Genomic DNA, 23,953 nt, shown 5'->3' on the forward strand with positions numbered 1-23,953 from the left:
AGGGACGGGCCGAGGCGATCACACCGTGGGGGATGTACGCGGCACCGTCACGGTCACCCGCAGACCCCGCGGTTCGTGATGGGCGTACGCGATCGAGCCACCGCCCGCGGTCAGCAGCGCCCGCGAGATGGACAGGCCCAGACCGGAGCCCTTGATGTTCTGGTGCCGGCCGCTGCGCCAGAAGCGGTCGCCGATGCGGGCCAGTTCCTCGTCCGTCAGCCCCGGTCCGCGGTCGGTGATCACGATCGACGAGCTCTCGCCGTTGGACGCGGCGGAGACGGTGACCTCTTCGCCCTCCGGTGTGAACTTCAGAGCGTTGTCGATGACCGCGTCGAGGGCGCTGGAGAGCGCGATCGGGTCCGCCCAGGCGGTGACGGCAGCACCGTGGTCGGTGAGCCGTACGCCCTTCTCCTCGGCGAGAGGACGCCAGGCGGCGACCCGCTCCGCGGCGAGCGCGCCGATGTCGGTGAGCTGGAGATCCGCCGAGGCATGCTCGGCCAGCGCCAGGTCCAGCAGGTCGTCGAGAACCTCCGCGAGACGCTTGCCCTCGGTGCGGACGGAGGCGATCTCCTCATTGCCCTCGGGCAGTTCGAGCGCGAGGAGCTCGATCCGGAGCAGCAGCGCGGCAAGGGGGTTGCGCAGTTGGTGGGAGGCGTCGGCGACAAACGCCCGCTGCTGTTCCAGCACCTCTTCGACGTTGTCGGCCATCTCGTTGAACGAGCGGGCCAGCCGCCGGAGTTCCGGCGGGCCGACGGACGCGGCGACCCGGGAGTTGAGCAGCCCGGTCGCGATGTCATGGGTGGCCGCGTCCAGGATCCGCACCGGGCGCAGTACCCAGCCCGTGAGCCGGAAGGCGGCGCCGACGGCGAGCAGCATCGCGGCGGACTCACCCGCCGCGATGAGCAGCCAGCCCTTCAGGACCCGTGAACGCAGCTGGCTGGTGGGCGAGTCGGTGACCACGACGGCGACCACGTCCCCGTCCCGTACGACCGGAGACGCGACGACCAGCCGCCCACCCGTCTGCCACGGCCAGACCTGCGGCGGGTCCTGGCTGCGGCGTCCGGACAGCGCCTCCCGGAAGGCTTCGCGCCCCTGGCCAACCGACGGAACGGCCCAGTTCTCGGGCGCGAGCGCCATCGCGGCTCCGTCGCGGTAGAAGACGCCCACCTTGATGCTGTACGTGTCGTGGTAGCGGTTCAGTTGCTCCTGGAGGGTGGAGCGCCGCTCGTCCGGTTCCGAGGCCTCGGTGACGAACTGCGCCAGCGCCGCGAAGCGCACCGTGTCGTCGATCCGGTCGACGACGACCCTCTGCTGCTGCGCGGCGGCGACGCTCACGGCGAGCGGGAAGCCGAGCGCCAGCAGCACGCCCGCCATGAGGACGATGAGCAGGGGAAGAAGTCGGGTACGCACGGGGGTGGTCGGTCCGCCTTACGGGGCCGAGGGTGCGACGAGCCGGTAGCCGACGCCGCGCACGGTCTCGATCAGGGCGGGGCTCCGCAACTTGGAGCGCAGGGACGCCACATGCACCTCGAGCGTACGTCCGGTCCCTTCCCAGCTGGTGCGCCACACTTCGCTGATGATCTGCTCCCGGCGGAAGACGACGCCGGGCCGCTGCGCGAGCAGCGCCAGCAGGTCGAACTCCTTGCGGGTCAGCTGGACCGTCTCACCGTCGACACTCACGCGCCGGGTGAGCAGCTCGATGCTGACCGGACCGAGCCGCAGCGCATGCTCGGTGTCGGCGCCGGCCTCCTCGTCCCCGCTCACGGTGCGGCGGCTGACGGCGTGGATACGCGCCAGGAGCTCCCCGGTGTCGTACGGCTTGACGACATAGTCGTCGGCCCCGAGGTTGAGCCCGTGAATGCGGGAGCGGACGTCGGACCGCGCGGTCACCATGATCACGGGGGTGGAGGTGAGCTTACGGATCTTGCCGCACACCTGGTAGCCGTCCTGGTCGGGCAGCCCCAGGTCGAGCAGCACGCACCCGAAGCGCGGCTTGTCGGGATGCGTCGTGGGCAGCACGGCCTGCAGCGCCTCCTCGCCGTTGCGGGCGTGCACCACCTGAAAGCCGTGCTTCGCGAGCACCGCGGACAACGCGGCGGCGACATGGTCGTCGTCCTCGACGAGCAGCAGCCTCATGGCCCCCCTACAGTCGTGCGGTCATGTGATGTACCAGGGCATCAAGGCCGATACCCGCCCGGGCAGTCAAGAGGCTTCCCGATGCATGCGAGTTCCGTTACCCACCCGGTACGCCGATCACCACCGCGTTCACGCATAGTGTCCGGTTGCGGCCGGATCGTTATGCTCAATTTCCGCTCAGATGTACTGACACTGGTTGCATCGCGTCATTAACGTCCTCACAACCGAGCAGGACGGAGCAAGAAGCCGATGAGCGGAGTGTCAGTGACCAAGGGACCCGAGGACGCCGTGCCCGCGGCGGGCGACCTGGTCGTGCTGAGCAACGTCAACAAGCACTTCGGCGCGCTGCACGTGCTCCAGGACATCGACCTGACCATCGCCCGTGGCGAGGTCGTGGTCGTCATCGGACCTTCCGGGTCCGGGAAGTCCACGCTGTGCCGCACGATCAACCGCCTCGAGACGATCGATTCCGGCGCCATCTCGATCGACGGGAAGCCGCTGCCCCAGGAGGGCAAGGAACTGGCCCGGCTGCGCGCCGACGTCGGCATGGTCTTCCAGTCCTTCAATCTCTTCGCACACAAGACCGTGCTGGAGAACGTGATGCTGGGCCAGCTCAAGGTCCGCAAGACCGAGAAGAAGGCCGCCGAGGACAAGGCGCGCTCGCTGCTCGACCGCGTGGGCGTCGGCTCGCAGGCCGACAAGTACCCGGCGCAGCTCTCCGGCGGCCAGCAGCAGCGTGTCGCGATCGCCCGGGCACTGGCGATGGGGCCGAAGGTCATGCTCTTCGACGAGCCCACCTCTGCGCTCGACCCCGAGATGATCAACGAGGTTCTCGAGGTCATGCAGCAGCTGGCGCGCGACGGGATGACGATGGTCGTGGTCACCCATGAGATGGGTTTCGCGCGCTCCGCCGCCAACCGCGTGGTGTTCATGGCCGACGGCAAGATCGTCGAAGAGGCAACGCCCGACGAGTTCTTCAGCAATCCGCGCAGCGATCGTGCTAAGGACTTTCTGTCGAAGATCCTTCACCACTGACGACCGGCGATCCCGCACCACTGACGACCGGCGATCCCGCACCACCGACGACCGGCTATCCCGCACCACTGACGACCGGCGATCCCGCACCACCGACGACCCGGCGAGTTACGACACAAGGGATGTTCATCATGAAGCTCCACAAGGCCAGCGCCGCGGCCGCCGCGGCCCTCGTCCTCTCCCTGACCGCGACCGCCTGCGGTGGCGACAGCGACTCGGGCAGCAGCGGCGGTGGCAAGAAGATCACCGTCGGTATCAAGTACGACCAGCCCGGCCTGGGCCTGAAGACCCCGGACGGCAAGTTCACGGGCTTCGACGTCGACGTCGCCACGTACGTGGCGAAGGAACTCGGCTACGACGCCAAGGACATCACCTTCAAGCAGGCGCCCAGCGCCGAGCGCGAGAACCTGATCAAGAACGGTGACGTCAAGTTCGTCGTCGCCAGCTACTCGATCAACGACAAGCGCAAGGCCGAGGTCGACTTCGCCGGTCCGTACTTCCTGGCCCACCAGGACCTGCTGGTCCGGGCGGACGACAACTCCATCACCAAGGCCACCGACCTCAACTCCAAGAAGCTCTGCTCGGTGACCGGCTCCACGTCGGCGCAGAACGTCAAGGACAAGCTGGCGCCCAAGGCGGACCTGCTCCAGCAGGGCGGCTACTCCGAGTGCGTGACCGGTCTGGAGAACAAGTCGGTCGACGCGCTCACCACCGACAACTCCATTCTGGCCGGTTACGCCGCGCAGAAGGAGCACGCGGGCAAGTTCAAGCTGGTGGGTCTCAACCTGAGCAACGAGAACTACGGCATCGGCCTGAAGAAGGGCGACAAGGATCTTCAGACGAAGATCAACGCCGCTCTCAAGAAGATGGTCGACGACGGCTCCTGGGACAAGTACGTCAAGGCCAACTTCGGCCCGGCGAACTACAAGAACGAGCCTGCGCCGAAGGTCACTGAAGGCAGCTGAGTCAGCAGTGGCGGGCCGTCGGTCGAGACCGGCGGCCCGCACCCACCAGCCAACCGGGGAGAGCGCGGGGCAACGTGTTCGATTTTCTTGATTCCGGGCAGTACGACGTGCTCGGGGCCTTCTGGGTGACGGTGCAGCTCACCTTCTACTCCGCGATCGGATCCCTGATCTGGGGCACGATCCTCGCGGGCATGCGGGTCAGCCCCGTTCCACTGATGCGGACGTTCGGCACCCTGTACATCAACCTCGTCCGCAACACCCCGCTGACGGTGATCATCGTCGCCTGCTCGCTGGTCCTGAACCAGACGCTGGGCTTCGCACTCGGCGGCGACGACTTCAAGACGATCGGCTTCCGGCTGGCCGTCCTCGGATTCGTCGCCTACACCGGCTGCTTCGTCTGCGAGGCCATCCGGTCCGGTATCAACACCGTGCCGGTCGGTCAGGCGGAGGCAGCCCGTGCGATGGGTCTCAGCTTCCTCCAGGTGCTGACGCTGATCGTGCTCCCCCAGGCATTCCGCGCGGTCGTCGCGCCGCTCGCCAACGTACTCATCGCGCTGACGAAGAACACCACGGTGGCCGCGGCGATCAGTGTCGCCGAGGCCGCGGCACTGATGAAGGCAATGATTGAGAACGAGGCCCATGCGCTCTTCGCGGTCTTCGCGATCTTCGCTCTCGGGTTCATCGTTCTGACCCTCCCGACCGGCCTGATCCTGGGCTGGGTGGCCAAGCGCGTGGCGGTGAAGCGATGACCTCCGTTCTGTTTGACGCCCCCGGGCCCCGGGCCAAGCGGCGGAATATCCTCTACACGATCGTGTTCGTTGTCGTGCTCGGGCTGGCCATCTGGTGGGCACTGTCCGTCATGGCCGACAAGAACCAGCTGGCCTCGGCCAAGTGGAAGCCGTTCGTCTCGGACTCCCAGGTCTGGACGACGTATCTGCTGCCCGGTCTCTGGCTGACCGTCAAGGCAGCGGCCTTCGCCATCGTGATCGCCCTTCCGCTCGGTGCGCTGCTCGGCATCGGCCGGCTCTCCGACCACCGCTGGGTCAGCGTGCCGGTGGGCGTCGTGGTCGAGTTCTTCCGCGCCATCCCGGTGCTGATCCTGATGGTCTTCGCCAGCGCCCTGTTCGTGCAGTTCACGGACCTCGAGTCGGAAGTCCGGCCGATCTACGCCGTCGTGACCGGCCTGGTGCTCTACAACGCCTCGGTCATCGCCGAGATCGTCAGGGCGGGCGTCCTCTCGCTGCCTCGGGGCCAGACCGACGCGGCGAAGGCGATCGGCATGCGCAAGGGCCAGACTCTGGCATTCGTCCTGCTTCCGCAGGCGGTCACGGCAATGCTTCCGGCCCTGGTCAGCCAGCTCGTGGTGATCGTCAAGGACACCGCCCTCGGTGGTGCCCTGCTCGGTTTCGCGGAGCTCATGTCGCAGGCCCGTACGATCCCGGCGAACTACGGCGCGAACACCATCGCCACGCTCACGGTCATCGCACTGATCTTCATCGTCCTCAACTTCGCGCTCACCTCTCTGGCGAGCTGGCTGGAGGGCAGGGCGCGCCGGACGAAGAAGAGCACCGGTGCCGTCGTGGACGCGGGGGACATCGAGGCCGGACTCGGCGGCGGAGCACCCATCTAGCACCTGCACGACACGACGAGGGGCGGCCGCGGCGACGCGGCCGCCCCTCGTCGTGTCCGCCGGTCCCCGCTCAGATGCGCCGGTACTGCGTCAGTGCGTCCGTCAGTGCCCACGTGCGTCACTTGACGCGAGCACTCGCAGTGGGTTGCATACGTTCTGTGATCGCGCACCGGGCTCCTACCGCACCTTCCCGTCCAACCCTTCGGGCCCCAGGAGTCACGCCGTGGACCCGGTGATCATCGTCGGCGCCGGCCCCGTCGGGCTCGCGCTGTCACTGGCCCTAGCCCACCAGGGCGTACCTTCCGTCGTCCTGGACGAGGGCGGTGGCAAGGACGAGCCGCGTCCCGCCCGTACGGTCGTACTGCGCTCCGACACGGCCGCCTTGGTGGAACGTCTCGGCTGCGCCACTGTCCGTGACGAAGGCTCCCGCTGGACCGGCTGGCGCTCCATGCGGCGCCGACAGGACGTCCGGCAGCTCGCCCTCGGCGACGAGACCGCACCCGCGCCGCTGCACATGCCCCAGCACGCCCTCACACGCGGCCTGCGCGGCGCGGTCGCCGGTCAGCCGCTGATCCAGCTCGTCACCGACAGTCGTGTGGACGCGATGGAGCAGGACGTGGACGGCGTCAGCGTCCACACGCGGGGGCCTGCGTCGACGTGGTGGCGCGGAAGTTATCTGGTCGGGTGCGACGGGGCCAGGTCCACGGTCCGCAAGCTCCTCGGGGTCCGCTTCCCCGGCCGTACGGCTGTGGAACGTCACGCCGTCGCCGCCCTGCGTACCGAACTCCCCTGGCCCGACGAGGCGTTGCTGCACCGGCAGCCGCCGTGGCGCTCGGGCGGCGAGGAGGTCACCGCCCGGCCTCTGCCGGACGGCATCTGGCGGCTGGACTGGCTGCTGCCGGCCCGTGGCGAGCTGGTCACGCCCGACGCCCTGGTCACCCGGCTGCGCGACACCCTCGCCGGCTGGTGCGGCCGGACACCTCCGTACGAGCTTCTCGACACCGGCGTCTACACCCTGCACCACCGCCTCGCGCGACGCTGGCGGGTGGACCGGTCCTTCCTCGCGGGCGATGCCGCCCATCTGCTGGGGGCGCTCGGCACCCAGGCGCTCGACGAGGGGCTGCGGGACGCGGACAACCTGGCCTGGAAGCTGGCGCACAGCTGGCACCACGGGGCCTCCGAGCCGCTTCTGGACAGCTATCAGGCGGAGCGCAGGGCGGCCGTCGCGTCACGGCTGCGTGCGGCCGACCAGTCGCTGCCGATACTGCGCGGCGGCAACGCGCTGCGTACGTATCTCCCAGGTGCGGCGCGCGGTCACGACATCCTGCTCACGGACGGCCATCTGGGGCAGGGGCCGCTGGGCGCGCCCCCCGTCTACACCCACTCCCCCCTCGCACCCGAGTACGCCCCTTCCCAGACCATGGTCGGTACAGAGGCAGGCGCGCCGGTCGCGGACGTGCGGGTGACCGCGCCCGACGGGACGAGCGCACGGCTGCGGGACCGGCTGGGGCGGGGGCAGCTGCTGGTGATTCTGGTCGCACCCGGCACCGGAGTCTGGGACCGGCGGCACTGGGTGAGCGCCGGCGTGATGCCCCGGCTGGCGGCGGCGGTAACGGCGTTGCCGGTACGGGCGGAGCTGCTGGTCACGGAGGGCTACCCAGGCGCTTCGGCGCATACGGTGCTACTCGTGCGGCCCGACGGGCACCTCGTCGCGTCGTTCGCGGGGGTGCGCCCCGCGGAGCTGTACTCCGCGGCTGACGCGGCGCGCGGGGGCGCCCCGGCAGGAGTACGCAGTGACCGTACTGCGGACATCAATTGACCCTCGATGACCCTCATGGTGTACTCCGGAGCGTGACTGACACCGATGTGCGCCTGTGGCGGAGGGTCCATATGGACCTCGTCCGCTATGCGGGCTGCGTGTGTCGTCCGTCCTTCTGACTTCGCCTTTCCCGCGCGCTGTGGCCTGCTGCGGCTGCGCGCTCTCCCGCGAACTCCGAGGACGGTTTCCGTGTCCCAGCCTGTCTCTTCCCCTGTCGCCAGCCGTGCCCCGAGCGCCCCGACCGCTGCCGAGCTGCTCGACTTCGTGCGGCGCTCCATGGCCGACAAGGACCTCATCGCCTCACTCCCGCTGGACCCCGAGGGCCGTACCTGGGTACGGCTCGAAGGTCCCGGCGGCAGCGAGGCATGGCTGATCGGCTGGCCGCCGGGTACGGGCACCGGCTGGCACGACCACGACGAATCCTTCGGCGCGTTCGCCACGGCGGCGGGCGAGCTGAAGGAGAACTCCCTTACTGTGCGGCTGCCTGCGAGCGGCTGGAAGACCCTGGAGCTGTCCGAAGGGGTGGACCGCGAGCGGCGGTTGGGGGCGGGCCGGGGAAGGGCCTTCGGGAAGCACCATGTGCACGAGGTGCTGAACGATTCGGCCACGGACCACGCCGTCTCGGTCCACGCGTACTACCCACCGCTCCCGCTGATGCGGCGTTTCAGCAGGTCCGGCGCGGTGCTCCGGCTTGAGCAGGTCGAGCGTCCGGAGGACTGGCAGTGACCGACCGGATCGGGATCGACGAACTTCTGGAGCGGGTCCGCGACGGCCTGGACCGTGTCGAGCCGAAGGATGCCTTCGACGCGGCGGCCGAGGGCGCGCTGTTGGTGGACATCCGGTACGCGGCGCTTCGCGAGCGGGACGGTCTGATCCCAGGTGCGCTGATCGTGGAACGCAATGAGCTGGAGTGGCGGCTGGACCCCCAGGGCAGCCACCGCGCGCCGGAAGCGGTGAGTCACGATATTCGGGTCGTAGTGATCTGCAACGAGGGCTACGCCTCCTCGCTGGCCGCGGTGTCCCTCCGCCAACTGGGCCTGCACCGCGCGACGGACCTGATCGGCGGCTTCCAGGCCTGGAAGTCGGCGGGTCTTCCGGTCGTCCGTTAGAGCCTGTCTTCCGTCAGGGCACGTCTTGGGGAATCGGGCCGGATCGGTGAGCGGGGAGCTGGTGCTGCCCCGACCGGCGACCGCGCCGCGCAAGCCGCGCAGCCGGCGTGCCGGCAGGCTCTCTGTCCGGGCCCTGCCCCTTCGCGCGGCGGCAGTGACGGATCCTGGTGCTGTGAGTCCCGCGCCCCGTACAGCCACCGCACCGTCGTCTGCCTGCCCGCTGTGGCGCCCGACCGCCGGGTCGGCCCCAGACCCCCGTGCCCGGCCCGCACTCCGCCCGCACTCTTACCCGCCCCCTTTACCTGTCCTGCCCGCACCTGCCCGGCCCCTAGAAGCCGCCGTCCTCCGGCAAGTCCTCTGTGGACTCGCCCTCTTCCTCCAGCGCCCGTCTGACCACCCTGAGCGCCATGCTCTCCGGATAGCCCTTGCGTGCCAGCATGCCCGCAAGGCGGCGCAGGCGGCGGTCCCGGTCGAGGCCGCGCGTGGAACGGAGCTTGCGGGCGACCAGCTCCCGCGCCGTCTCCTCCTCCTGCTCGGGGTCGAGCTGCCCCACCGCTTCCTCGATCAGCGTGGAGTCCACACCCTTGGTGCGCAGCTCCCGGGCAAGGGCGCGCCGGGCCAGGCCACGGCCATGGTGCCGTGACTCCACCCATGCGTCCGCGAAGGCCGCGTCATTGATCAGTCCCACGTCCTCGAAGCGCGAGAGAACCTCCTCGGCCACCTCCGAGGGGATCTCGCGCTTGTGCAGAGCATCCGCGAGCTGCTTGCGGGTGCGCGGGGTCCCGGTGAGCAGGCGCAGACAGATCGCCCGCGCCCGCTCAGCAGGATCCTGCGGCGGCTCCCCCTTCTCGGCCCTCGACGAGGAAGGGGGGCCGCTGTCCTGGTCAGGCCAGTCCGTACGCCGTGCCACGGACTAGCCCTTGGCCGCCGCCGTCTTGGCCGACTTGGCCTTGGAGGCGGGCGCGGGCACCGACTTCGCCGCATCCTCCGCCGGGGCCGCCGCAGCGGCGGCAGCGTCCGCGCCGGGCTCGGCCGCGGGAGCCTCCGGCCTGACGCCGACGCCGAGCTTCTCCTTGATCTTCTTCTCGATCTCATTGGCGAGATCGGGGTTGTCCTTCAGGAAGTTGCGGGCGTTCTCCTTGCCCTGGCCCAGCTGGTCGCCCTCGTACGTGTACCAGGCGCCCGCCTTGCGGACGAATCCGTGCTCCACGCCCATGTCGATCAGACCGCCCTCGCGGCTGATGCCCTGGCCGTAGAGGATGTCGAACTCGGCCTGCTTGAAAGGCGGCGCGACCTTGTTCTTGACGACCTTGACGCGGGTGCGGTTGCCGACCGCGTCGGTGCCGTCCTTGAGGGTCTCGATGCGGCGGATGTCGAGGCGCACCGAGGCGTAGAACTTCAGCGCGCGGCCACCGGTGGTCGTCTCCGGCGAGCCGAACATCACGCCGATCTTCTCGCGCAGCTGGTTGATGAAGATCGCGGTGGTCTTCGACTGGTTCAGCGCGCTGGTGATCTTCCGGAGCGCCTGGCTCATCAGCCGCGCCTGCAGACCGACGTGCGAGTCGCCCATCTCGCCCTCGATCTCCGCGCGCGGCACCAGAGCCGCGACGGAGTCGATGACGATCAGGTCGAGCGCGCCGGAGCGGACCAGCATGTCCACGATCTCCAGCGCCTGCTCGCCGTTGTCCGGCTGGGACAGGATCAGGTTGTCGATGTCGACGCCGAGCTTCTTCGCGTACTCAGGGTCGAGGGCGTGCTCCGCGTCCACGAAGGCCACCGCTCCGCCCGCCTTCTGGGCGTTGGCCACGGCGTGCAGCGTCAGGGTCGTCTTACCGGAGGACTCCGGGCCGTACACCTCCACCACACGGCCGCGCGGCAGGCCGCCGACGCCGAGCGCCACGTCGAGCGCGGTCGACCCGGTAGGGATGACCTCGATGGGCTCGTTCGGCCGCTCGCCCAGGCGCATCACCGCGCCCTTGCCGAATTGCCGTTCAATCTGTGCGAGCGCGGCGTCGAGCGCCTTCTCGCGGTCGGTTCCTGCCATGGGTTCCACCCGATTTGCTTGAGTCGATCGCTTCACGTCAAAGACGCTAACCCCTGCCACTGACAATGGGCCCCGACGTCCGTCCAGCCTGTGGATAACTCCCGGAAAACCGGGGGCCGGAATCCCATAAGAATGGATGTTCGATTTTGGTGTCAAGCGCACCACTCCCACCTGAGCAGGCCGACGGGGCGGGCATGGGTGGACAGGCGGGGACCTGGAGGTGGGGCGGGCGCCGGACCTCCAGGGCGCCCAACCTCCAGGGCGGGCGCCGGACCTCAGGGGCGGTCGTCCGACCCCGGTCCGCCGTCCTGGCTGTCGTCCTGGCCGCCGTCCGCCCCCGGCTCGGCGCCCTCCGCAGGCCTGCGCTTGCGCAGTACGCCGCGCAGCCGGGTGAGCGCCTGTCCCCCACCACGCCACCGGTGGCCATGGACGCGCGGGTCGTCGGTCACGGCGTACCGCTTCACATAGGCGCCCAGGAACGCCTGGAGTGTGGCGACGGCCGGAATCGCGATCAGCGCACCGACCGCCCCCAGCAGAGCCGTACCGGCGACGACCGATCCGAAGGCCACCGCGGGGTGGATGTCCACCGTTTTGGAGGTGAGCTTGGGCTGCAGCATGTAGTTCTCGAACTGCTGGTAGATCACGACGAATCCGAGCACCCACAGCGCGTACCAGGGGTTGACGGTGAACGCGATCAGCATCGGCAGCGCGCCCGCCAGATAGGTGCCGATGGTGGGGATGAACTGGGAGACCAGACCGACCCAGACGGCGAGCGCCGGCGCGTACGGCACGCCGAGGATCTCCAGCAGGATGTAGTGCGCGATGCCGGAGACCAGCGCCATCAGGCCGCGCGAGTAGAGATAGCCGCCGGTCTTGTCGACAGCGATCTCCCAGGCCCGCAGCACCTCGGTCTGCTTCGTCGGCGGCAGTACGGAGCAGAGCGCGCGGCGCAGCCGGGGACCGTCGGCCGCGAAGTAGAACGAGAAAAGGAAGATCGTCAGCAGTTTGAACAGGCCGCCGAGCACGGTGGCGGAGATGTCCAGCACGCCGCTCGCGCTGTTCTGGACGTACTTCCGCAGCCAGTCGGAGCGGAGCAGACTGTCCTGGACCTCCACCCGCGAGAGCTCCGTGTGGAAGGTGCTGTTGATCCAGCGGATCACCGAGTCGAGGTACTGGGGGAAGTCCTCGACCATGTCGACGATCTGGCCGGCCAGCATGGAGCCGAGCAGGACGACGAATCCTGCGCCGGCGACGAAGACGACGAAGAAGACCAGGAACGTGGCGAGACCACGGCGCATACCCCGTGCCGCCATCCTGCCGACCGCGGGCTCGATCGCCAGGGCAAGGAAGAAGGCGATCAGGATGTTGATCAGCAGCCCGACGAGCTGGTGGAAGACCCAGCTGCCGAGCTGGAAGCAGGCGTAGAGCGCCAGACCGAGCACCATGGCGCGGGGAAGCCAGCGGGGCATGCGGACCGGCCCGACAGATCCGGCCACGGGTCCGGAAGGCGGCGTGGTCGGCGGGGGCGCGTCGTGAGCAGTCGGTTCCTGAGCGGACGCGTCCGGTTCAGTCATGGCCTGCTCGGTCTTGTCGTTCTTGGCCACCTCGCCAGTGTCGCCCACCTGGCCAGCGCTTGATCGACCGCCCCCGGCACGGTTTGCCTCACCGCCCGCCTCACCGCTCATCCCACCCCTTGTGTCACCGCTCGTGCCAGTGTGCGGTTGCCCGCTCGCAGCACTGCCTGGGGGCCGCCATGACCGTGCGGCCGTCACTCCCGCGGGGCCGTCACCGGCAGGAGGCCGTCACCGCTTGTCCGCCGGGACTCCGACGGCGGCGCAGACCCCGCGCCACACGTCCTTCGCCTCCCAGCCGTCGGCCAGTGCCTGATGCACCGTACGGCCTCCGAGCTCGGCCATCACATGGTCGCGCGCGAAGGAGTCCGCATAGGCATGACCGAAGTGGTCCGCCATCCGCTCCCAGAAAATCGTCAACCGCATGCCGCCAGTATCCCGCCCCTGGGGGTGCAGCCTTCTCGCTCCGGCATGCCGAAAGCCCTTTCCACCTTACGGTCTGAACATGGCTGGAACCGGAGCAACCCCCGCGCCCCCGCACGCGTCTCAGCTCGCCCGCGCCGAGCAATTCATCTGGCTGACAGCCCGGGTGCTGGAGCAGCGGCGGTTCGCGTACCACTTCCTCAACGGCGACTCGGACACCGTCGAGACCGCCCTGGCCGCGTATTTGAACGAGGACGGCGGCTACGGCCACGCCCTCGAACCGGACCTGCGCGGCCCGGTCAGCCAGCCGCTGCACACCGCGCACGCACTGCGCGTCCTCGACTCGATCGGCCGCTGCGGCGGGCTGCGTGTGGAACGGATCTGCCGCTACCTCACCGAGGTGTCGACACACGACGGAGCGCTGCCCGCGATCCACCCCTCCCAGCGCGGGTACCCGGCAGCCCCCTTCATTCCGATCGTGGACGACCCGCCGAGCGAGCTCCTCACGACCGGGCCCGTCGTCGGGCTGTTGCACCGCAATCAGGTGTGGCATGCGTGGCTGTTCCGGGCCACGGACTTCTGCTGGGTGGCCGTCGAGGGTCTGGAGAAGTCCCACCCCTACGAGGTCGAGGCCGCTGTCGCCTTCCTGGACGGCGTCCCGGACCGCTCGCGCGCGGAAGCGGCGGCGGACCGGCTCGGCCGGCTCGTGCGGGAGCAGCAGCTGGCGGCCCTCGACCCGGAACGGCTGGAGGAGTACCCGGTGTCGCCCGGCTATGCCAAGGGCGAGCACCACTTCCCGTACCACTACGCCCGGACCCCGCAGTCGCTCGCCCGAAGCTGGTTCACGGACGAGGAGATGACCCGTTCGCTGGAACATCTCGCGAGTCAGCAGTGTGAGGACGGCGGGTGGCCGATCAACTGGCGCCGGTGGGCGCCGGGCACTGACCTGGAGGCGCGGCCGATCGTGACGATCGAGGCGCTGCGGACGCTACGGGCGCACGGTCACGCGATCGGGTGACGGCGGGCGTCGGTCCGGCGTTCGGCCTTGAGGGCGTACGCACCGGTCGGTCAGCCGCCGAGCGCGCGTACGCCCGCCGTGACCACGACGGCTGCCCCGACGACCACCAGGAAGGGGGCGCGCAGGACCAACGCGAGCGCCGCCGCTCCGAGCCCCGCCGCTCGCGCGTCGATCACCAGGTCGCTGTTGGCGCTGAACGTCTGCTGGGCGGTGAGCGCGGCCAGCAGGGCGACAGGCAGGAGTGCGGCCAGCCGCTGGACCAGAGGGCGCTCAAGGGTGTTGGCCGGCACCAGCAGCCCCACGAGTTTGACGAGGTAGCAGCCGACGGCGGTCGCCGCGATCGCGATCCAGATGCTCAACGGTCCTCACCCTTGGTCTCGTGCTTCGCGCCGGTCTCCTGGTTCGCCCCGGGCCCGCTCCCCGTACCGGTCCCTCTCCCCGTACCGGTCCCGGTCTTCGTCCCGGTCCCGGCCTTCGTGCGCCCGGCGAAGGTGCGGCCCTTGAACCAGAGCACCGCGGGCGCGGCAAGCGCCGCCACCAGCACCGGCACCCCCGCAGGCAATATCGGCAGGAACCCGAGCCCCAGCACGACGGCGATCCCGGCGACCGCCCTCTCGGTCGTCGTGCGGAGCATCGGTGCCAGGAGCGCGAGGAAGACCGCCGGTCCGGCGGCGTCCAGCCCCCACGCCTCGGTTTCCCCGATGGCTTCGGCGCCCAGCGCTCCGAGGAACGTGGTCAGGTTCCACAGCACATACAGCGTGAGCCCGGTGACAGTGAATCCGAGGCGCACGGCCCGCCTCGTGGGCTGGCTGAGGGAGACGGCCGTGGTCTCGTCGATGACCCAGTGCGCGGCGAACGGCCGCACGAATCGGGGCAGGGCGAGCAGCTGCGACAGCCGCAGGCCGTAGAAGGCGTTCCGCACGCCGAGAAAGAAGGCCCCGGCCGCAGCCGTGAGCGGGTTGCCGCCGGCCGCGATCGCGCCGACCAGCGCGAACTGCGAGGCGCCGGTGAAGACGAGCAGGCTCAGCGCACAGGTCTGAAGGAGGCTGAGGCCGGATCCCGCGGAGGTCACGCCGAAGGCGAAGCCGGACAGGCCGACCGCGACACCGACGCCGAGGGCGTCGCGTATCACGGCCGAGTCCGGCATGGTCTCGGGTTCGGTGCGTATGTCCGGGGGTGCTGTCTGTTCTGCCACGTCAGGGACGCTACGTGGGGAGGTCGTCCACGGTCTTGTACGTTTTTGCACGCTCTCGCTGATACGCGCCCGGCGGGACGCCCACGATCCGGACGAAGTGCCGGTTGAGGTGAGGCTGGTCGGTGAATCCGACGGTGGCCGCGGCCTCGGCCGGTGTGATGCCCGAGTCCAGCAGACGGCGGGCCCGGCGCACACGCGCGTCGGTGAGCCAGGTGTGCGGGGGCATGCCGAACTCCTCCTTGAAGGCGCGCAGCAGGGAGAACGGGCTGGTGCCGAGGTCGGCGGCGAGCTTCTCCAAGGTGGGCGGCTCGGCCATCAGCTCCTCAAGGACGGCACGCGCGCGTACGGCGTTGCGGGCACCGGCCGAGCGCGGGACGCGCACCGGGAGCCCGCCGCCATGGCTGCGCAGCATCCGTGCCGTGACCAGGCGCAGCAGACTGTCGGCGGCCAGGGCGTTGCCCTCTTCGGCGGCCCGGTGGACTCCGACAACCAGCCTCGCGGCGTACGGATCGTCGACGACAGGACTGGTGAAACCTGCGGAGCCGCGCAGACCGATGGTGTCTGCCGCGATCGAGTCGATCAGCTCAGCGGCGGGGTAGAGCGTGCGGTACGTCCATCCCTCCGGCACACCCGCATGCCCGGTGTGCGACGTGTCGGGGTTCACCAGGGCGATCTGGCCCGGTCCTGCCTGTACCAGGTCGTTGCGGTAGTGGGAACGCCTCGACACCCTCGGTGATCGCGGCGAAGACGAATGTCTCGTGGGTGTGCCGCGCGAAGGCCTTCCGGATGTAGTGGGCGTGCAGCAGGTCGACACCTGGCAGCTCGGGAAACTGCCAGTACCGTGCCTGTTCCTTCCTGGCCATGCCTCCATTCTGCATTCCGCGGGACCGGCCCGGAGAACTGATTTCCCCAGGTCCGGGCGACTGTCAGTGGTCGGGTGCACGATGGGTGGCATGGCCAGGACTGCACTCGACTCCTTCTCCCCCGCGACCCGTAGCTGGTTCACGGGGGCCTTCAGCGCGCCCACCGCCGCGCAGGTGGGGGCCTGGCAGGCCATCGAGGAAGGCTCGGACGTGCTGGTCGTGGCGCCGACCGGGTCCGGCAAGACGCTGGCGGCCTTTCTCGCCGCCCTGGACGAGCTGGCGGCCACGCCCCCGCCCGCCGACCCGAAGATGCGCTGCCGCGTGCTGTACGTGTCTCCGCTCAAGGCGCTGGCGGTCGATGTGGAGCGCAATCTCCGCAGCCCGCTCACCGGTATCCGCCAGGAGTCGGTGCGGCTGGGGCTGCCCGAGCCGGAGGTCCGCGTCGGCATCCGGTCGGGCGACACCCCGGCCGCCGAGCGCCGGACTCTGGCCACCAAGCCCCCGGACATCCTGATCACGACTCCTGAGTCGCTGTTCCTGATGCTCACCTCGTCGGCGCGGGACGCGCTGACGGGCATCGAAACCGTGATCCTGGACGAGGTCCACGCCGTTGCGGGGACCAAGCGGGGCGCGCATCTCGCCGTGTCCCTGGAGCGGCTCGACGAGCTGCTGCCGAGGCCGGCCCGGCGGATCGGCCTGTCGGCGACGGTGCGGCCGGTGGACGAGGTGGCGCGCTACCTCTCGCCGCAGCGCAAGGTGGAGATCGTCCAGCCGCCCTCGGGCAAGGAGTTCGATCTGTCGGTGGTCGTTCCGGTGGAGGATCTGGGCGAGCTGGGCGGCTCTCCCGCATCGGAGTCGGACAGCGCGGAGAAGCCCTCGATCTGGCCGCATGTCGAGGAGAAGATCGCCGACCTCGTCCAGGCACATCGCTCGACGATCGTCTTCGCCAACTCCCGCCGCCTCGCGGAGCGGCTGTGCAATCGCCTGAACGAAATCGCCTACGAACGGGCCACGGGCCAGGCGATGCCCGACGAGGCTCCACCGGCCGAGATCATGGCCCAGTCCGGGGCCGCGCGGGGGGCGCCACCGCTCCTCGCCCGCGCCCACCACGGCTCGGTCTCCAAGGAACAGCGTGCGCTGGTCGAGGAGGATCTCAAGGCGGGCCGACTGCCCGCCGTCGTCGCCACCTCCAGCCTGGAGCTCGGCATCGACATGGGCGCGGTGGACCTGGTGGTCCAGGTCGAGTCGCCGCCGTCCGTCGCGTCCGGGCTCCAGCGGGTCGGCCGCGCGGGGCACCAGGTGGGCGCCATTTCGACGGGAGTCGTCTTCCCCAAGTACCGCGGTGATCTGGTGCAGTCGGCCGTGGTCACCGAGCGGATGCGCAGCGGCTCCATCGAGGCACTGCGCATCCCGTCCAATCCGCTGGACGTCCTGGCCCAGCAGCTCGTCGCCATGGTCGCCCTCGACACCTGGCAGGTCGACGATCTGCTGACGCTGGCGCGCCGGGCCGCGCCGTTCGCCTCGCTGCCCGAGTCGGCGTTCACCGCGGTCCTCGACATGCTCGCCGGGCGCTATCCCTCCGACGCGTTCGCCGAACTGCGTCCGCGCGTGGTCTGGGACCGCGTCGCCGGTACGGTCACGGGCCGGCCCGGTGCTCAGCGCCTGGCGGTGACATCCGGTGGCACCATCCCGGACCGGGGCCTGTTCGGCGTCTTCCTCGCGGGTGCGGACCCCAAGAAGGGCGGGGGCCGCGTCGGCGAGCTCGATGAGGAGATGGTGTACGAGTCCCGGGTGGGAGATGTCTTCACCCTGGGCACCACCTCGTGGCGGATCGAGGACATCACCCGTGACCGGGTGCTGGTCTCCCCCGCTCCCGGGGTGCCGGGCCGTCTTCCGTTCTGGAAGGGCGACCAGCTCGGCCGTCCGCTCGAACTGGGCCGTGCGGTGGGCGCGTTCCTGCGCGAGGTCGGCGGGCTGTCCCCCGAGGACGCCCGGCTCCGGCTGCTGGCGGCCGGCCTGGACGCCTGGGCTTCCGACAATCTCCTCGCCTATCTGGACGAGCAGCGCCGTGCCTGCGGTCATGTTCCCGACGACCGCACGATCCTGGTCGAGCGGTTCCGCGACGAGCTGGGCGACTGGCGGGTCGTGATCCACTCCCCCTTCGGTGCCCAGGTCCACGCTCCCTGGGCGCTGGCGCTCGGCGCCCGGCTCTCCGAGCGGTACGGCATGGACGCGCAGGTCATGCACGCTGACGACGGGATCGTGCTGCGGCTGCCCGACGCGGATCTGATGGGGCTGGATCTGCTGGACCAGGATCCCGTCCATCTCGACTCGACGTACGACAGTGAGCAGGCCCCGGTCGGTGCTGCGGACGCGGTCTTCGACAAGGGCGAGATCAATCAGATCGTCACCGACCAGGTGGGCGGTTCCGCGCTCTTCGCCTCCCGGTTCCGCGAGTGCGCCGCGCGTGCGCTGCTGCTGCCCCGGCGCAGTCCGGGCAAGCGCACCCCGCTGTGGCAGCAGCGCCAGCGCGCGGCCCAGCTGCTTCAGGTGGCCAGCGAGTTCGGATCCTTCCCGATCGTCCTCGAAGCGGTCCGCGAGTGCCTCCAGGACGTCTTCGACGTGCCGGGGCTGACGGAGCTGATGGGGGACCTCGAGTCCCGCCGGGTCCGCCTGGTCGAGGTCACCACACCCGAGCCGTCCCCCTTCGCCCGTTCCCTGCTGTTCGGTTACGTCGCCCAGTTCCTGTACGAGGGCGACTCGCCTCTCGCCGAGCGGCGCGCCGCGGCCCTGTCCCTGGACTCGCGGCTGCTGGCGGAGCTTCTGGGCCAGGCCGAGCTGCGCGAGCTGCTCGACGCGGAGGTGCTGACCGAGCTGGAGCGGGAGCTCCAGTGGCTCACCGAGGACCGTCGGATCAAGGACAAGGAGGGCGTCGCCGATCTGCTGCGGATCCTGGGCCCGCTGACCGACGCCGAGTTGGCGGACCGCGGGGGCGAGGCGCGGTGGCCACAGGATCTGGCGGATTCGCGGCGCGCCATCCGGGTACGGATCGCGGGCACGGACCACTGGGCGGCGGTCGAGGACGCGGGCCGGCTGCGGGACGCGTTGGGCACGGCGCTTCCTGTGGGTGTTCCCGAGGCGTTCACGGAGCCGGTCAAGGATCCGCTCGGCGACCTCCTGGCCCGGTTCGCGCGGACGCACGGTCCGTTCACCTCGCCCCAGGCTGCGGCCCGCTTCGGCCTCGGCGTCGCCGTGACAGAAGGGGCCCTCCAGCGGCTCGCGGCGAGCGGACGGGTCGTCCAGGGGGAGTTCCATCCCTCCGGGATCGGCCAGGAGTGGTGCGACGCGGCCGTGCTGCGCAGGCTGCGGCGCCGCTCGCTCGCAGCGCTGCGCCAGGAGCTGGAGCCCGTCCCGCCGGCCGCCCTCGCGACCTTCCTCCCCAAGTGGCAGCACCTCGGCAGCAACAGCTTGCGCGGCATCGACGGGCTGGCCCGCGCGATCGAGCAGCTCCAGGGCGCGGCGGTCCCGGCCTCCGCTCTGGAGAAGCTGATCCTCCCGTCCCGGGTCGCGGGCTACACTCCGGCGCTGCTGGACGAGCTGACCACGACCGGTGAGGTCGTCTGGGCGGGAGCGGGTTCGCTGCCGGGCAAGGACGGCTGGGCCTCTCTGTATCTCGCCGATGCCGCTCCGCTGCTTCTGCCCCAGCCCCATCCCCTGGAGCTCACCGCGCTCCATGAGTCGGTTCTCAGCGCCCTGTCCCCCGGGTACGGCCTGTTCTTCCGCCAGATCGCCGACCAGGTCCGGGCGACCACCCACCCCGACGCCACCGATCCCCAAATGGCCGACGCCGTCTGGGACCTGGCCTGGTCGGGCCGCCTCACCAACGACACCCTGGCACCGCTGCGCTCCCTGCTCGGCTCCGGCCGCACCGCGGGGTCCACGGCCCACCGCGCCAGAAGGACCGTGCCCCGCGGGCGGTACGGCAGCCTCACGGCAGCGGCCCGCCCCACGTCCCGTACGGGCCCGCCGACGGTGAGCGGCCGCTGGTCGCTCCTCCCGGCCGCCGAGCCCGATCCGACCCACCGCGCGCACGCCATCGCCCGGACTCTGCTCGACCGCCACGGCGTGGTGACCAGGGGCGCCGTCGCGGCTGAAGGTGTGGAGGGCGGCTTCTCCGCGACGTACCGCATCCTGTCCGCCTTCGAGGACAGCGGTCAGGCGCGCCGCGGCTATGTGGTCGAGGGGCTCGGCGCCGCCCAGTTCGCGATGGACGGGGCGGTCGACCGGCTGAGGGCGGCGGCCACGGCGAGGGACCGGGCCGAGGGGCAGTCGGCTCCCGAGGCCGTGGTGCTGGCCGCCGCCGATCCCGCCAATGCGTACGGCGCTGCGCTGCCCTGGCCCGAGCCGCCGACCGGCGCCGGCCACAAGCCCGGCCGGAAGGCGGGTTCCCTGGTCGTCCTGGTCGACGGCGAGCTCGTCCTGTACATGGAGCGCGGCGGCAAGACCCTGCTGGCCTGGGCGACCGACCCGGATTCCGCCGCCCTGCACGCGGCGGCCGAGGTCCTGGCTCAGGCGGCCCGCGCAGGGGCGCTCGGCACGGTCACCGTGGAGCGGACGAACGGCATACCGGCCCTGACCTCGCCGCTGGGCCGAGCCCTGGAGACGGCGGGCTTCCACGCGACCCCGAGGGGCCTACGGCTGCGGCCATGAGCCGTCCGGGCGCGCCCCGGCCTACCTGTGGGTGACCGGCCCCGCCCCACGCCGAACCGGGGGTGCGGACCTGCGGGTGTTCCCCACCCGCCCGTCACGACGGGGGGACAGGCCCCCAGCCCCCGGACGGCGCCTTTTGCACGGCGCCTCTGGGGGCAGAAGCCCAGACTGGGCCGCACCGCCGCCGTCATTGCCGCTGTCGGCTGTCGCCGGCCGCTGCCACTGCCACTGCCACTGCCGCATCATGGATCCCATGCCCGAAGGAGACACCGTCTGGCACACCGCCCAGCGTCTGCACACCGCCCTGGCCGGCCAGTACCTCACCCGGTCCGATCTCCGCGTCCCCCGCTTCGCCACCGCCGACCTCACCGGACGGACGGTCCTCGACGTCACCCCTCGTGGCAAACACCTGCTCACCCGCTTCGAGGGCGGCCTCACCCTCCACTCACATCTGCGGATGGACGGCTCCTGGCAGGTCTACGGTCCCGGTGAGCGCTGGCGGGGCGGTCCGGCCCATCAGATCCGCGCGATCCTCGGCAATGAGGCCCGTACCGCGGTCGGCTACCGACTGCCCGTCCTGGAGCTGATCCATACCGCCGACGAGGCCAAGGTCGTCGGCCATCTCGGCCCCGACCTGCTGGGCCCGGACTGGGACGCGGACATCGCCCTGGCCAATCTGCTGGCCGACCGCGCCCGCCCACTCGGCGAGGCCCTGCTCGACCAGCGCAATCTCGCCGGGATCGGCAATGTCTACAAGTCGGAGCTTGCCTTTCTGGCCCGTGTGACGCCCTGGCTGCCCGTCGGCGAACTCCCCGCCGACACCGGCGAGCGGCTCGTCGTCACCGCGCACCGGCTCCTCGAAGCGAACAAGGACCGCTTCGACCGGCACACGACGGCGACCGCCCCCGGCGCCACCGGCGCCGGCCGCCGGCCCGGCCCGCGCCTGCATGTCTACGGCCGCGAGGGGCAGCCCTGTCTGCGCTGCGGCACCCCGATCCGCAAGGCCGACCAGGGCGACGGCAGCCGCGAACGCCCCACCTACTGGTGCCCACGCTGCCAGTCCGGGCCCGCTGGTTGACGACCAGCCGGTGACGGCCGACAGTCGACGACCAACATTTGACGATCCGTCAGATCCGGTCGTACGGTCCCCGCATGGCCCTCACGGCGTACGACCTCACCGGCCGCACCGCGTTCGTCACCGGCGCGGCCAGCGGCATCGGCCGCGCCTCCTCCGCCCTCCTCGCCGAGGCGGGTGCGACCGTGCACTGCGCCGACATGGACGAGAAGGGCCTCGACGGGACGCGTTCCCTGATCGCTGACGCGGGCGGCACCGCACACACCCACCCGCTCGACGTCAGCGACCGCACCCAGGTGGCCCGCGCGATCGAACACATCACCGGCGCCGGCCGACTGGACATCGTGGCTGCCATCGCCGGAATCATGCACAGCAGCCCGGTCCTGGACACTCGGGACGAGGACCTGGACCGGGTGCTCGCGGTCAATCTCAAGGGGACCCTGTACACCTGCCAGGAGGGCGCCCGCGCCATGATCGCCGTCGGCGCCCCCGGCTCGATCGTCACCATGGCCTCCGGCGCCGTGGACGCGGCGACCGCCGGTCTGCTGTGCTACAGCGTGTCCAAGGCAGCGGTGGTCCAGCTCACCAAGACCCTTGCGACGGAGCTCGGGCCGCACTCCATACGGGTCAATGCCGTCGCTCCGGGCTGGGTCCGCACCCCCATGACCGAACGCCATGACGAGGAACTCCAGCACCGGGCCGAGAGTGCGATGGCAAGGCGCTCACCGCTCCGCCGCGTCGGAGAGCCCGGGGACGTCGCCCATGCCGTGCTTCATCTGGCCTCGGACGCGTCGGCCTTCACAACGGGCCAGATCCTGCGTCCGAACGGCGGCGTCGCGATGCCCTGGTGACCCCATCGGACGCCGTGACATGCACGGGCAGCAGGCTCAGGCCCCATCCGCCCACGGCCACCGCACCCTCCACGAGGCCCGACTGTTCGGGCACGAGCACGAGCCGCAGCACGGCCCACCACCACATCCCACCGACGATCAGCCCGAGGGCCACCACCGGCGCGAGGGCGAACCCGCGTCCTGCCATGGCTGCCTCCTCCGGTCCACGCTAGACCGGCGCGATCGCCCCACGGGAGGGCGCACCGGGGGCCGACCCGGCGCACACGGCACCGATCGCCCCCTCCAGGGTGCGCCGAACGTCCGCAACCCGCTGAGCGGCTCGATCCGAGGGAAAGGTCCTGAAGGCTGTCCCGAAGGCTGTCCTGGAGACAGAGCCTGAGGGCAGGTCTTGAGGACGGATTTCGGCGACAGACCGGGGGAGACCGGACCGGGCCGGCCACACGACAGACCGGACAGTTCCCAGGCGAGGGCTAGGCGCTCTCCGCCTGGAACATCCAGGCATGCTTCTCCAGGTCCGCCGTCAGCCCGATCAGCACATCCTGGCTCACCGGATCCGGATCACCGGTCGCCTCGATCCGCTCCCGCATCCGCCCGATGACCGCGCCCAGCGCGTCCACCAGCGTCCGGACCGCATCCGTGTCCTTGATCCACCCTTCGGGCACCGCTCCGATGACGCTCTGGGCGGCCACGGTCGCGGCCCGCCCGTCCGGCGTCACCCCGAGCGCCGACGCGCGCTCCGCCACCGTGTCGGAGTGCTGCCGGGCGGTGTCCACCACCTCGTCCAGCTGGAGATGCACGGACCTGAAGCGGGGGCCGACGACGTTCCAGTGGACTTGCTTCGCCACCAGCGAGAGATCCACGAGGTCCACGAGTGCGCCCTTCAGCGCATCACCGACGGTCTTCAGATCCGCCTCGGACAGAGAGCTCTTCACGACAGTCATCCATGTCCTCCACTCGGTTTCGCACCTGGCCTCGCGTCCGTTCCCGAACTCGTCGTCCACGATGACACGACGGCCCCGAAGGGGCATTCGGGGGAAAGCGAAAGCCCCGACCGGTACTCGTGTACCTGCCGGGGCCAGCTGCAAACCAAGCCGTACGGTGCCGTACGGATCAGGCGGCGACGACGTCGACCGCCTCCGCAGGCGCCTTGATGGTCACCCGCTCCGTCGGCACACCCGCCACCGATGTCACGGAGACGGAATTGAGCATCGGGCGTACTGGCGCAGGCACCGGCTCACTGGCCGCTGCCGACTCGGCCAGCTCGGCCAGCGACAGCTCGTCGCTCACTTCACGCATGAGCTCGGACATCCGTACGTCAAGCGCGTCGCAGATCGCGGAGAGCAGCTCGGAGGAAGCCTCCTTCTGCCCCCGCTCCACCTCGGAGAGATAGCCGAGCGATACTCGGGCGGACGAGGAGACTTCGCGCAGAGTACGGCCCTGGCGCTGGCGCTGCCGACGCAGCACGTCACCCAACAGGCGACGGAGCAGAATCATCGGTGGCTCCCTCCT

General features: G+C 70.4%; 23 protein-coding genes and 1 pseudogene. 12 read left to right on the plus strand and 12 right to left on the minus strand.

Features of this window, described 5'->3' with window-relative positions:
* Positions 1-18 precede the first annotated feature (18 nt).
* Positions 19-1,410, minus strand: a complete 1,392-nt coding sequence (locus OG293_RS08235) for a sensor histidine kinase (RefSeq protein WP_405998114.1) — start codon at positions 1,408-1,410, stop codon at positions 19-21.
* Between the two features lie 18 nt (positions 1,411-1,428).
* Positions 1,429-2,136 (minus strand): response regulator transcription factor, encoded by a 708-nt coding sequence (locus OG293_RS08240; RefSeq protein WP_405998115.1) that lies wholly within the window; start codon positions 2,134-2,136, stop codon positions 1,429-1,431.
* A 249-nt stretch (positions 2,137-2,385) separates the two neighbouring features.
* On the opposite strand from OG293_RS08240, the gene OG293_RS08245 reads away from it, so the two are divergent.
* The 8 genes from OG293_RS08245 to OG293_RS08280 all read left to right on the plus strand — a co-directional run bounded on the left by OG293_RS08245 (position 2,386) and on the right by OG293_RS08280 (position 8,694).
* Positions 2,386-3,171, plus strand: coding sequence for an amino acid ABC transporter ATP-binding protein (locus OG293_RS08245; RefSeq protein WP_405998116.1), 786 nt, complete (start codon positions 2,386-2,388; stop codon positions 3,169-3,171).
* 131 nt (positions 3,172-3,302) lie between these two features.
* Positions 3,303-4,136, plus strand: a complete 834-nt coding sequence (locus OG293_RS08250; protein ID WP_405998117.1) for a glutamate ABC transporter substrate-binding protein — start codon at positions 3,303-3,305, stop codon at positions 4,134-4,136.
* 74 nt (positions 4,137-4,210) lie between these two features.
* On the plus strand, positions 4,211-4,885 hold the full coding sequence (locus OG293_RS08255) for an amino acid ABC transporter permease (protein WP_405998118.1): 675 nt from the start codon (positions 4,211-4,213) through the stop codon (positions 4,883-4,885).
* On the plus strand, positions 4,882-5,766 hold the full coding sequence (locus OG293_RS08260; protein WP_405998119.1) for an amino acid ABC transporter permease: 885 nt from the start codon (positions 4,882-4,884) through the stop codon (positions 5,764-5,766). Before OG293_RS08255 ends, OG293_RS08260 begins: the two co-directional genes overlap by 4 nt.
* Before the next feature lie 223 nt (positions 5,767-5,989).
* Positions 5,990-7,585 carry an FAD-dependent monooxygenase gene (locus OG293_RS08265; protein ID WP_405998120.1) on the plus strand — a complete coding sequence of 532 codons (1,596 nt, stop codon included), beginning with the start codon at positions 5,990-5,992 and terminating at the stop codon, positions 7,583-7,585.
* A gap of 47 nt (positions 7,586-7,632) precedes the next feature.
* Positions 7,633-7,704: a putative leader peptide gene (locus tag OG293_RS08270; protein ID WP_318658241.1), complete on the plus strand. Its 72-nt coding sequence runs from the start codon at positions 7,633-7,635 to the stop codon at positions 7,702-7,704.
* A 70-nt stretch (positions 7,705-7,774) separates the two neighbouring features.
* Complete coding sequence (locus OG293_RS08275; RefSeq protein ID WP_405998121.1) at positions 7,775-8,311, plus strand: cysteine dioxygenase; 537 nt, start codon at positions 7,775-7,777, stop codon at positions 8,309-8,311.
* Complete coding sequence (locus OG293_RS08280; protein ID WP_405998122.1) at positions 8,308-8,694, plus strand: rhodanese-like domain-containing protein; 387 nt, start codon at positions 8,308-8,310, stop codon at positions 8,692-8,694. The genes OG293_RS08275 and OG293_RS08280 overlap by 4 nt, the downstream gene beginning before the upstream one ends.
* Before the next feature lie 328 nt (positions 8,695-9,022).
* Here OG293_RS08280 and recX read toward each other — a convergent pair whose 3' ends face one another.
* The 4 genes from recX to OG293_RS08300 all read right to left on the minus strand — a co-directional run bounded on the left by recX (position 9,023) and on the right by OG293_RS08300 (position 12,735).
* Positions 9,023-9,604: a recombination regulator RecX gene (recX, locus tag OG293_RS08285; RefSeq protein ID WP_405998123.1), complete on the minus strand. Its 582-nt coding sequence runs from the start codon at positions 9,602-9,604 to the stop codon at positions 9,023-9,025.
* A gap of 3 nt (positions 9,605-9,607) precedes the next feature.
* Positions 9,608-10,738 (minus strand): recombinase RecA, encoded by a 1,131-nt coding sequence (gene recA, locus OG293_RS08290; protein WP_405998124.1) that lies wholly within the window; start codon positions 10,736-10,738, stop codon positions 9,608-9,610.
* Positions 10,739-11,013: 275 nt separating this feature from the next.
* Complete coding sequence (locus tag OG293_RS08295) at positions 11,014-12,207, minus strand: AI-2E family transporter (RefSeq protein WP_406003538.1); 1,194 nt, start codon at positions 12,205-12,207, stop codon at positions 11,014-11,016.
* 333 nt (positions 12,208-12,540) lie between these two features.
* Positions 12,541-12,735 carry a DUF3046 domain-containing protein gene (locus OG293_RS08300; protein WP_405998125.1) on the minus strand — a complete coding sequence of 65 codons (195 nt, stop codon included), beginning with the start codon at positions 12,733-12,735 and terminating at the stop codon, positions 12,541-12,543.
* Between the two features lie 79 nt (positions 12,736-12,814).
* Here OG293_RS08300 and OG293_RS08305 point away from each other — a divergent pair, with 79 nt between their 5' ends.
* Positions 12,815-13,750, plus strand: coding sequence for a hypothetical protein (locus tag OG293_RS08305; RefSeq protein ID WP_405998126.1), 936 nt, complete (start codon positions 12,815-12,817; stop codon positions 13,748-13,750).
* 50 nt (positions 13,751-13,800) lie between these two features.
* Here the strand turns inward: OG293_RS08305 and OG293_RS08310 are convergent, their stop codons facing one another.
* From OG293_RS08310 to OG293_RS08320, 3 genes and pseudogenes are all read right to left on the minus strand, one after another.
* Entirely contained in the window at positions 13,801-14,109 is a 309-nt protein-coding gene (locus OG293_RS08310) for an AzlD domain-containing protein (RefSeq protein WP_405998127.1), read from the minus strand.
* Positions 14,106-14,945 carry an AzlC family ABC transporter permease gene (locus OG293_RS08315; RefSeq protein WP_405998128.1) on the minus strand — a complete coding sequence of 280 codons (840 nt, stop codon included), beginning with the start codon at positions 14,943-14,945 and terminating at the stop codon, positions 14,106-14,108. The genes OG293_RS08310 and OG293_RS08315 overlap by 4 nt, the downstream gene beginning before the upstream one ends.
* 10 nt (positions 14,946-14,955) lie before the next feature.
* A pseudogene (locus OG293_RS08320) lies at positions 14,956-15,808 on the minus strand (AraC family ligand binding domain-containing protein).
* 90 nt (positions 15,809-15,898) lie between these two features.
* On the opposite strand from OG293_RS08320, the gene OG293_RS08325 reads away from it, so the two are divergent.
* The 3 genes from OG293_RS08325 (at position 15,899) to OG293_RS08335 (ending at position 22,444) form a co-directional block, all read left to right on the plus strand.
* On the plus strand, positions 15,899-20,518 hold the full coding sequence (locus OG293_RS08325) for an ATP-dependent helicase (protein ID WP_405998129.1): 4,620 nt from the start codon (positions 15,899-15,901) through the stop codon (positions 20,516-20,518).
* A 253-nt stretch (positions 20,519-20,771) separates the two neighbouring features.
* Positions 20,772-21,596, plus strand: a complete 825-nt coding sequence (locus OG293_RS08330) for an Fpg/Nei family DNA glycosylase (protein WP_405998130.1) — start codon at positions 20,772-20,774, stop codon at positions 21,594-21,596.
* A gap of 74 nt (positions 21,597-21,670) precedes the next feature.
* Positions 21,671-22,444: an SDR family NAD(P)-dependent oxidoreductase gene (locus tag OG293_RS08335; RefSeq protein ID WP_405998131.1), complete on the plus strand. Its 774-nt coding sequence runs from the start codon at positions 21,671-21,673 to the stop codon at positions 22,442-22,444.
* On the opposite strand, the gene OG293_RS08340 is transcribed toward OG293_RS08335, so the two are convergent.
* The 3 genes from OG293_RS08340 to OG293_RS08350 form a co-directional block, all read right to left on the minus strand.
* Positions 22,392-22,631 carry a hypothetical protein gene (locus OG293_RS08340; protein WP_405998132.1) on the minus strand — a complete coding sequence of 80 codons (240 nt, stop codon included), beginning with the start codon at positions 22,629-22,631 and terminating at the stop codon, positions 22,392-22,394. The genes OG293_RS08335 and OG293_RS08340 overlap by 53 nt on opposite strands.
* Before the next feature lie 283 nt (positions 22,632-22,914).
* The gene (locus tag OG293_RS08345; protein WP_405998133.1) at positions 22,915-23,385 is read right to left on the minus strand and encodes a Dps family protein; all 471 of its coding nucleotides are present in this window, start codon (positions 23,383-23,385) and stop codon (positions 22,915-22,917) included.
* Positions 23,386-23,554: 169 nt separating this feature from the next.
* The gene (locus OG293_RS08350) at positions 23,555-23,938 is read right to left on the minus strand and encodes a helix-turn-helix domain-containing protein (RefSeq protein WP_019889909.1); all 384 of its coding nucleotides are present in this window, start codon (positions 23,936-23,938) and stop codon (positions 23,555-23,557) included.
* Positions 23,939-23,953 lie beyond the last annotated feature (15 nt).

This window comes from Streptomyces sp. NBC_00829, from assembly GCF_045161795.1.
GTDB lineage: Bacteria > Actinomycetota > Actinomycetes > Streptomycetales > Streptomycetaceae > Streptomyces.

What these genes read in the sequence shown, in the direction of transcription:
- OG293_RS08240 (WP_405998115.1), bottom strand. Translation starts at nt 2,136, where the DNA reads ATGAGGCTGCTGCTCGTCGAGGACGACGACCATGTCGCCGCCGCGTTG.
- OG293_RS08245 (WP_405998116.1), top strand. Translation starts at nt 2,386, where the DNA reads ATGAGCGGAGTGTCAGTGACCAAGGGACCCGAGGACGCCGTGCCCGCG.
- OG293_RS08250 (WP_405998117.1), top strand. Translation starts at nt 3,303, where the DNA reads ATGAAGCTCCACAAGGCCAGCGCCGCGGCCGCCGCGGCCCTCGTCCTC.
- OG293_RS08260 (WP_405998119.1), top strand. Translation starts at nt 4,882, where the DNA reads ATGACCTCCGTTCTGTTTGACGCCCCCGGGCCCCGGGCCAAGCGGCGG.
- recA (WP_405998124.1), bottom strand. Translation starts at nt 10,738, where the DNA reads ATGGCAGGAACCGACCGCGAGAAGGCGCTCGACGCCGCGCTCGCACAG.
- OG293_RS08295 (WP_406003538.1), bottom strand. Translation starts at nt 12,207, where the DNA reads ATGCCCCGCTGGCTTCCCCGCGCCATGGTGCTCGGTCTGGCGCTCTAC.
- OG293_RS08300 (WP_405998125.1), bottom strand. Translation starts at nt 12,735, where the DNA reads ATGCGGTTGACGATTTTCTGGGAGCGGATGGCGGACCACTTCGGTCAT.
- OG293_RS08305 (WP_405998126.1), top strand. Translation starts at nt 12,815, where the DNA reads ATGGCTGGAACCGGAGCAACCCCCGCGCCCCCGCACGCGTCTCAGCTC.
- OG293_RS08325 (WP_405998129.1), top strand. Translation starts at nt 15,899, where the DNA reads ATGGCCAGGACTGCACTCGACTCCTTCTCCCCCGCGACCCGTAGCTGG.
- OG293_RS08330 (WP_405998130.1), top strand. Translation starts at nt 20,772, where the DNA reads ATGCCCGAAGGAGACACCGTCTGGCACACCGCCCAGCGTCTGCACACC.
- OG293_RS08335 (WP_405998131.1), top strand. Translation starts at nt 21,671, where the DNA reads ATGGCCCTCACGGCGTACGACCTCACCGGCCGCACCGCGTTCGTCACC.
- OG293_RS08340 (WP_405998132.1), bottom strand. Translation starts at nt 22,631, where the DNA reads ATGGCAGGACGCGGGTTCGCCCTCGCGCCGGTGGTGGCCCTCGGGCTG.
- OG293_RS08345 (WP_405998133.1), bottom strand. Translation starts at nt 23,385, where the DNA reads ATGACTGTCGTGAAGAGCTCTCTGTCCGAGGCGGATCTGAAGACCGTC.
- OG293_RS08350 (WP_019889909.1), bottom strand. Translation starts at nt 23,938, where the DNA reads ATGATTCTGCTCCGTCGCCTGTTGGGTGACGTGCTGCGTCGGCAGCGC.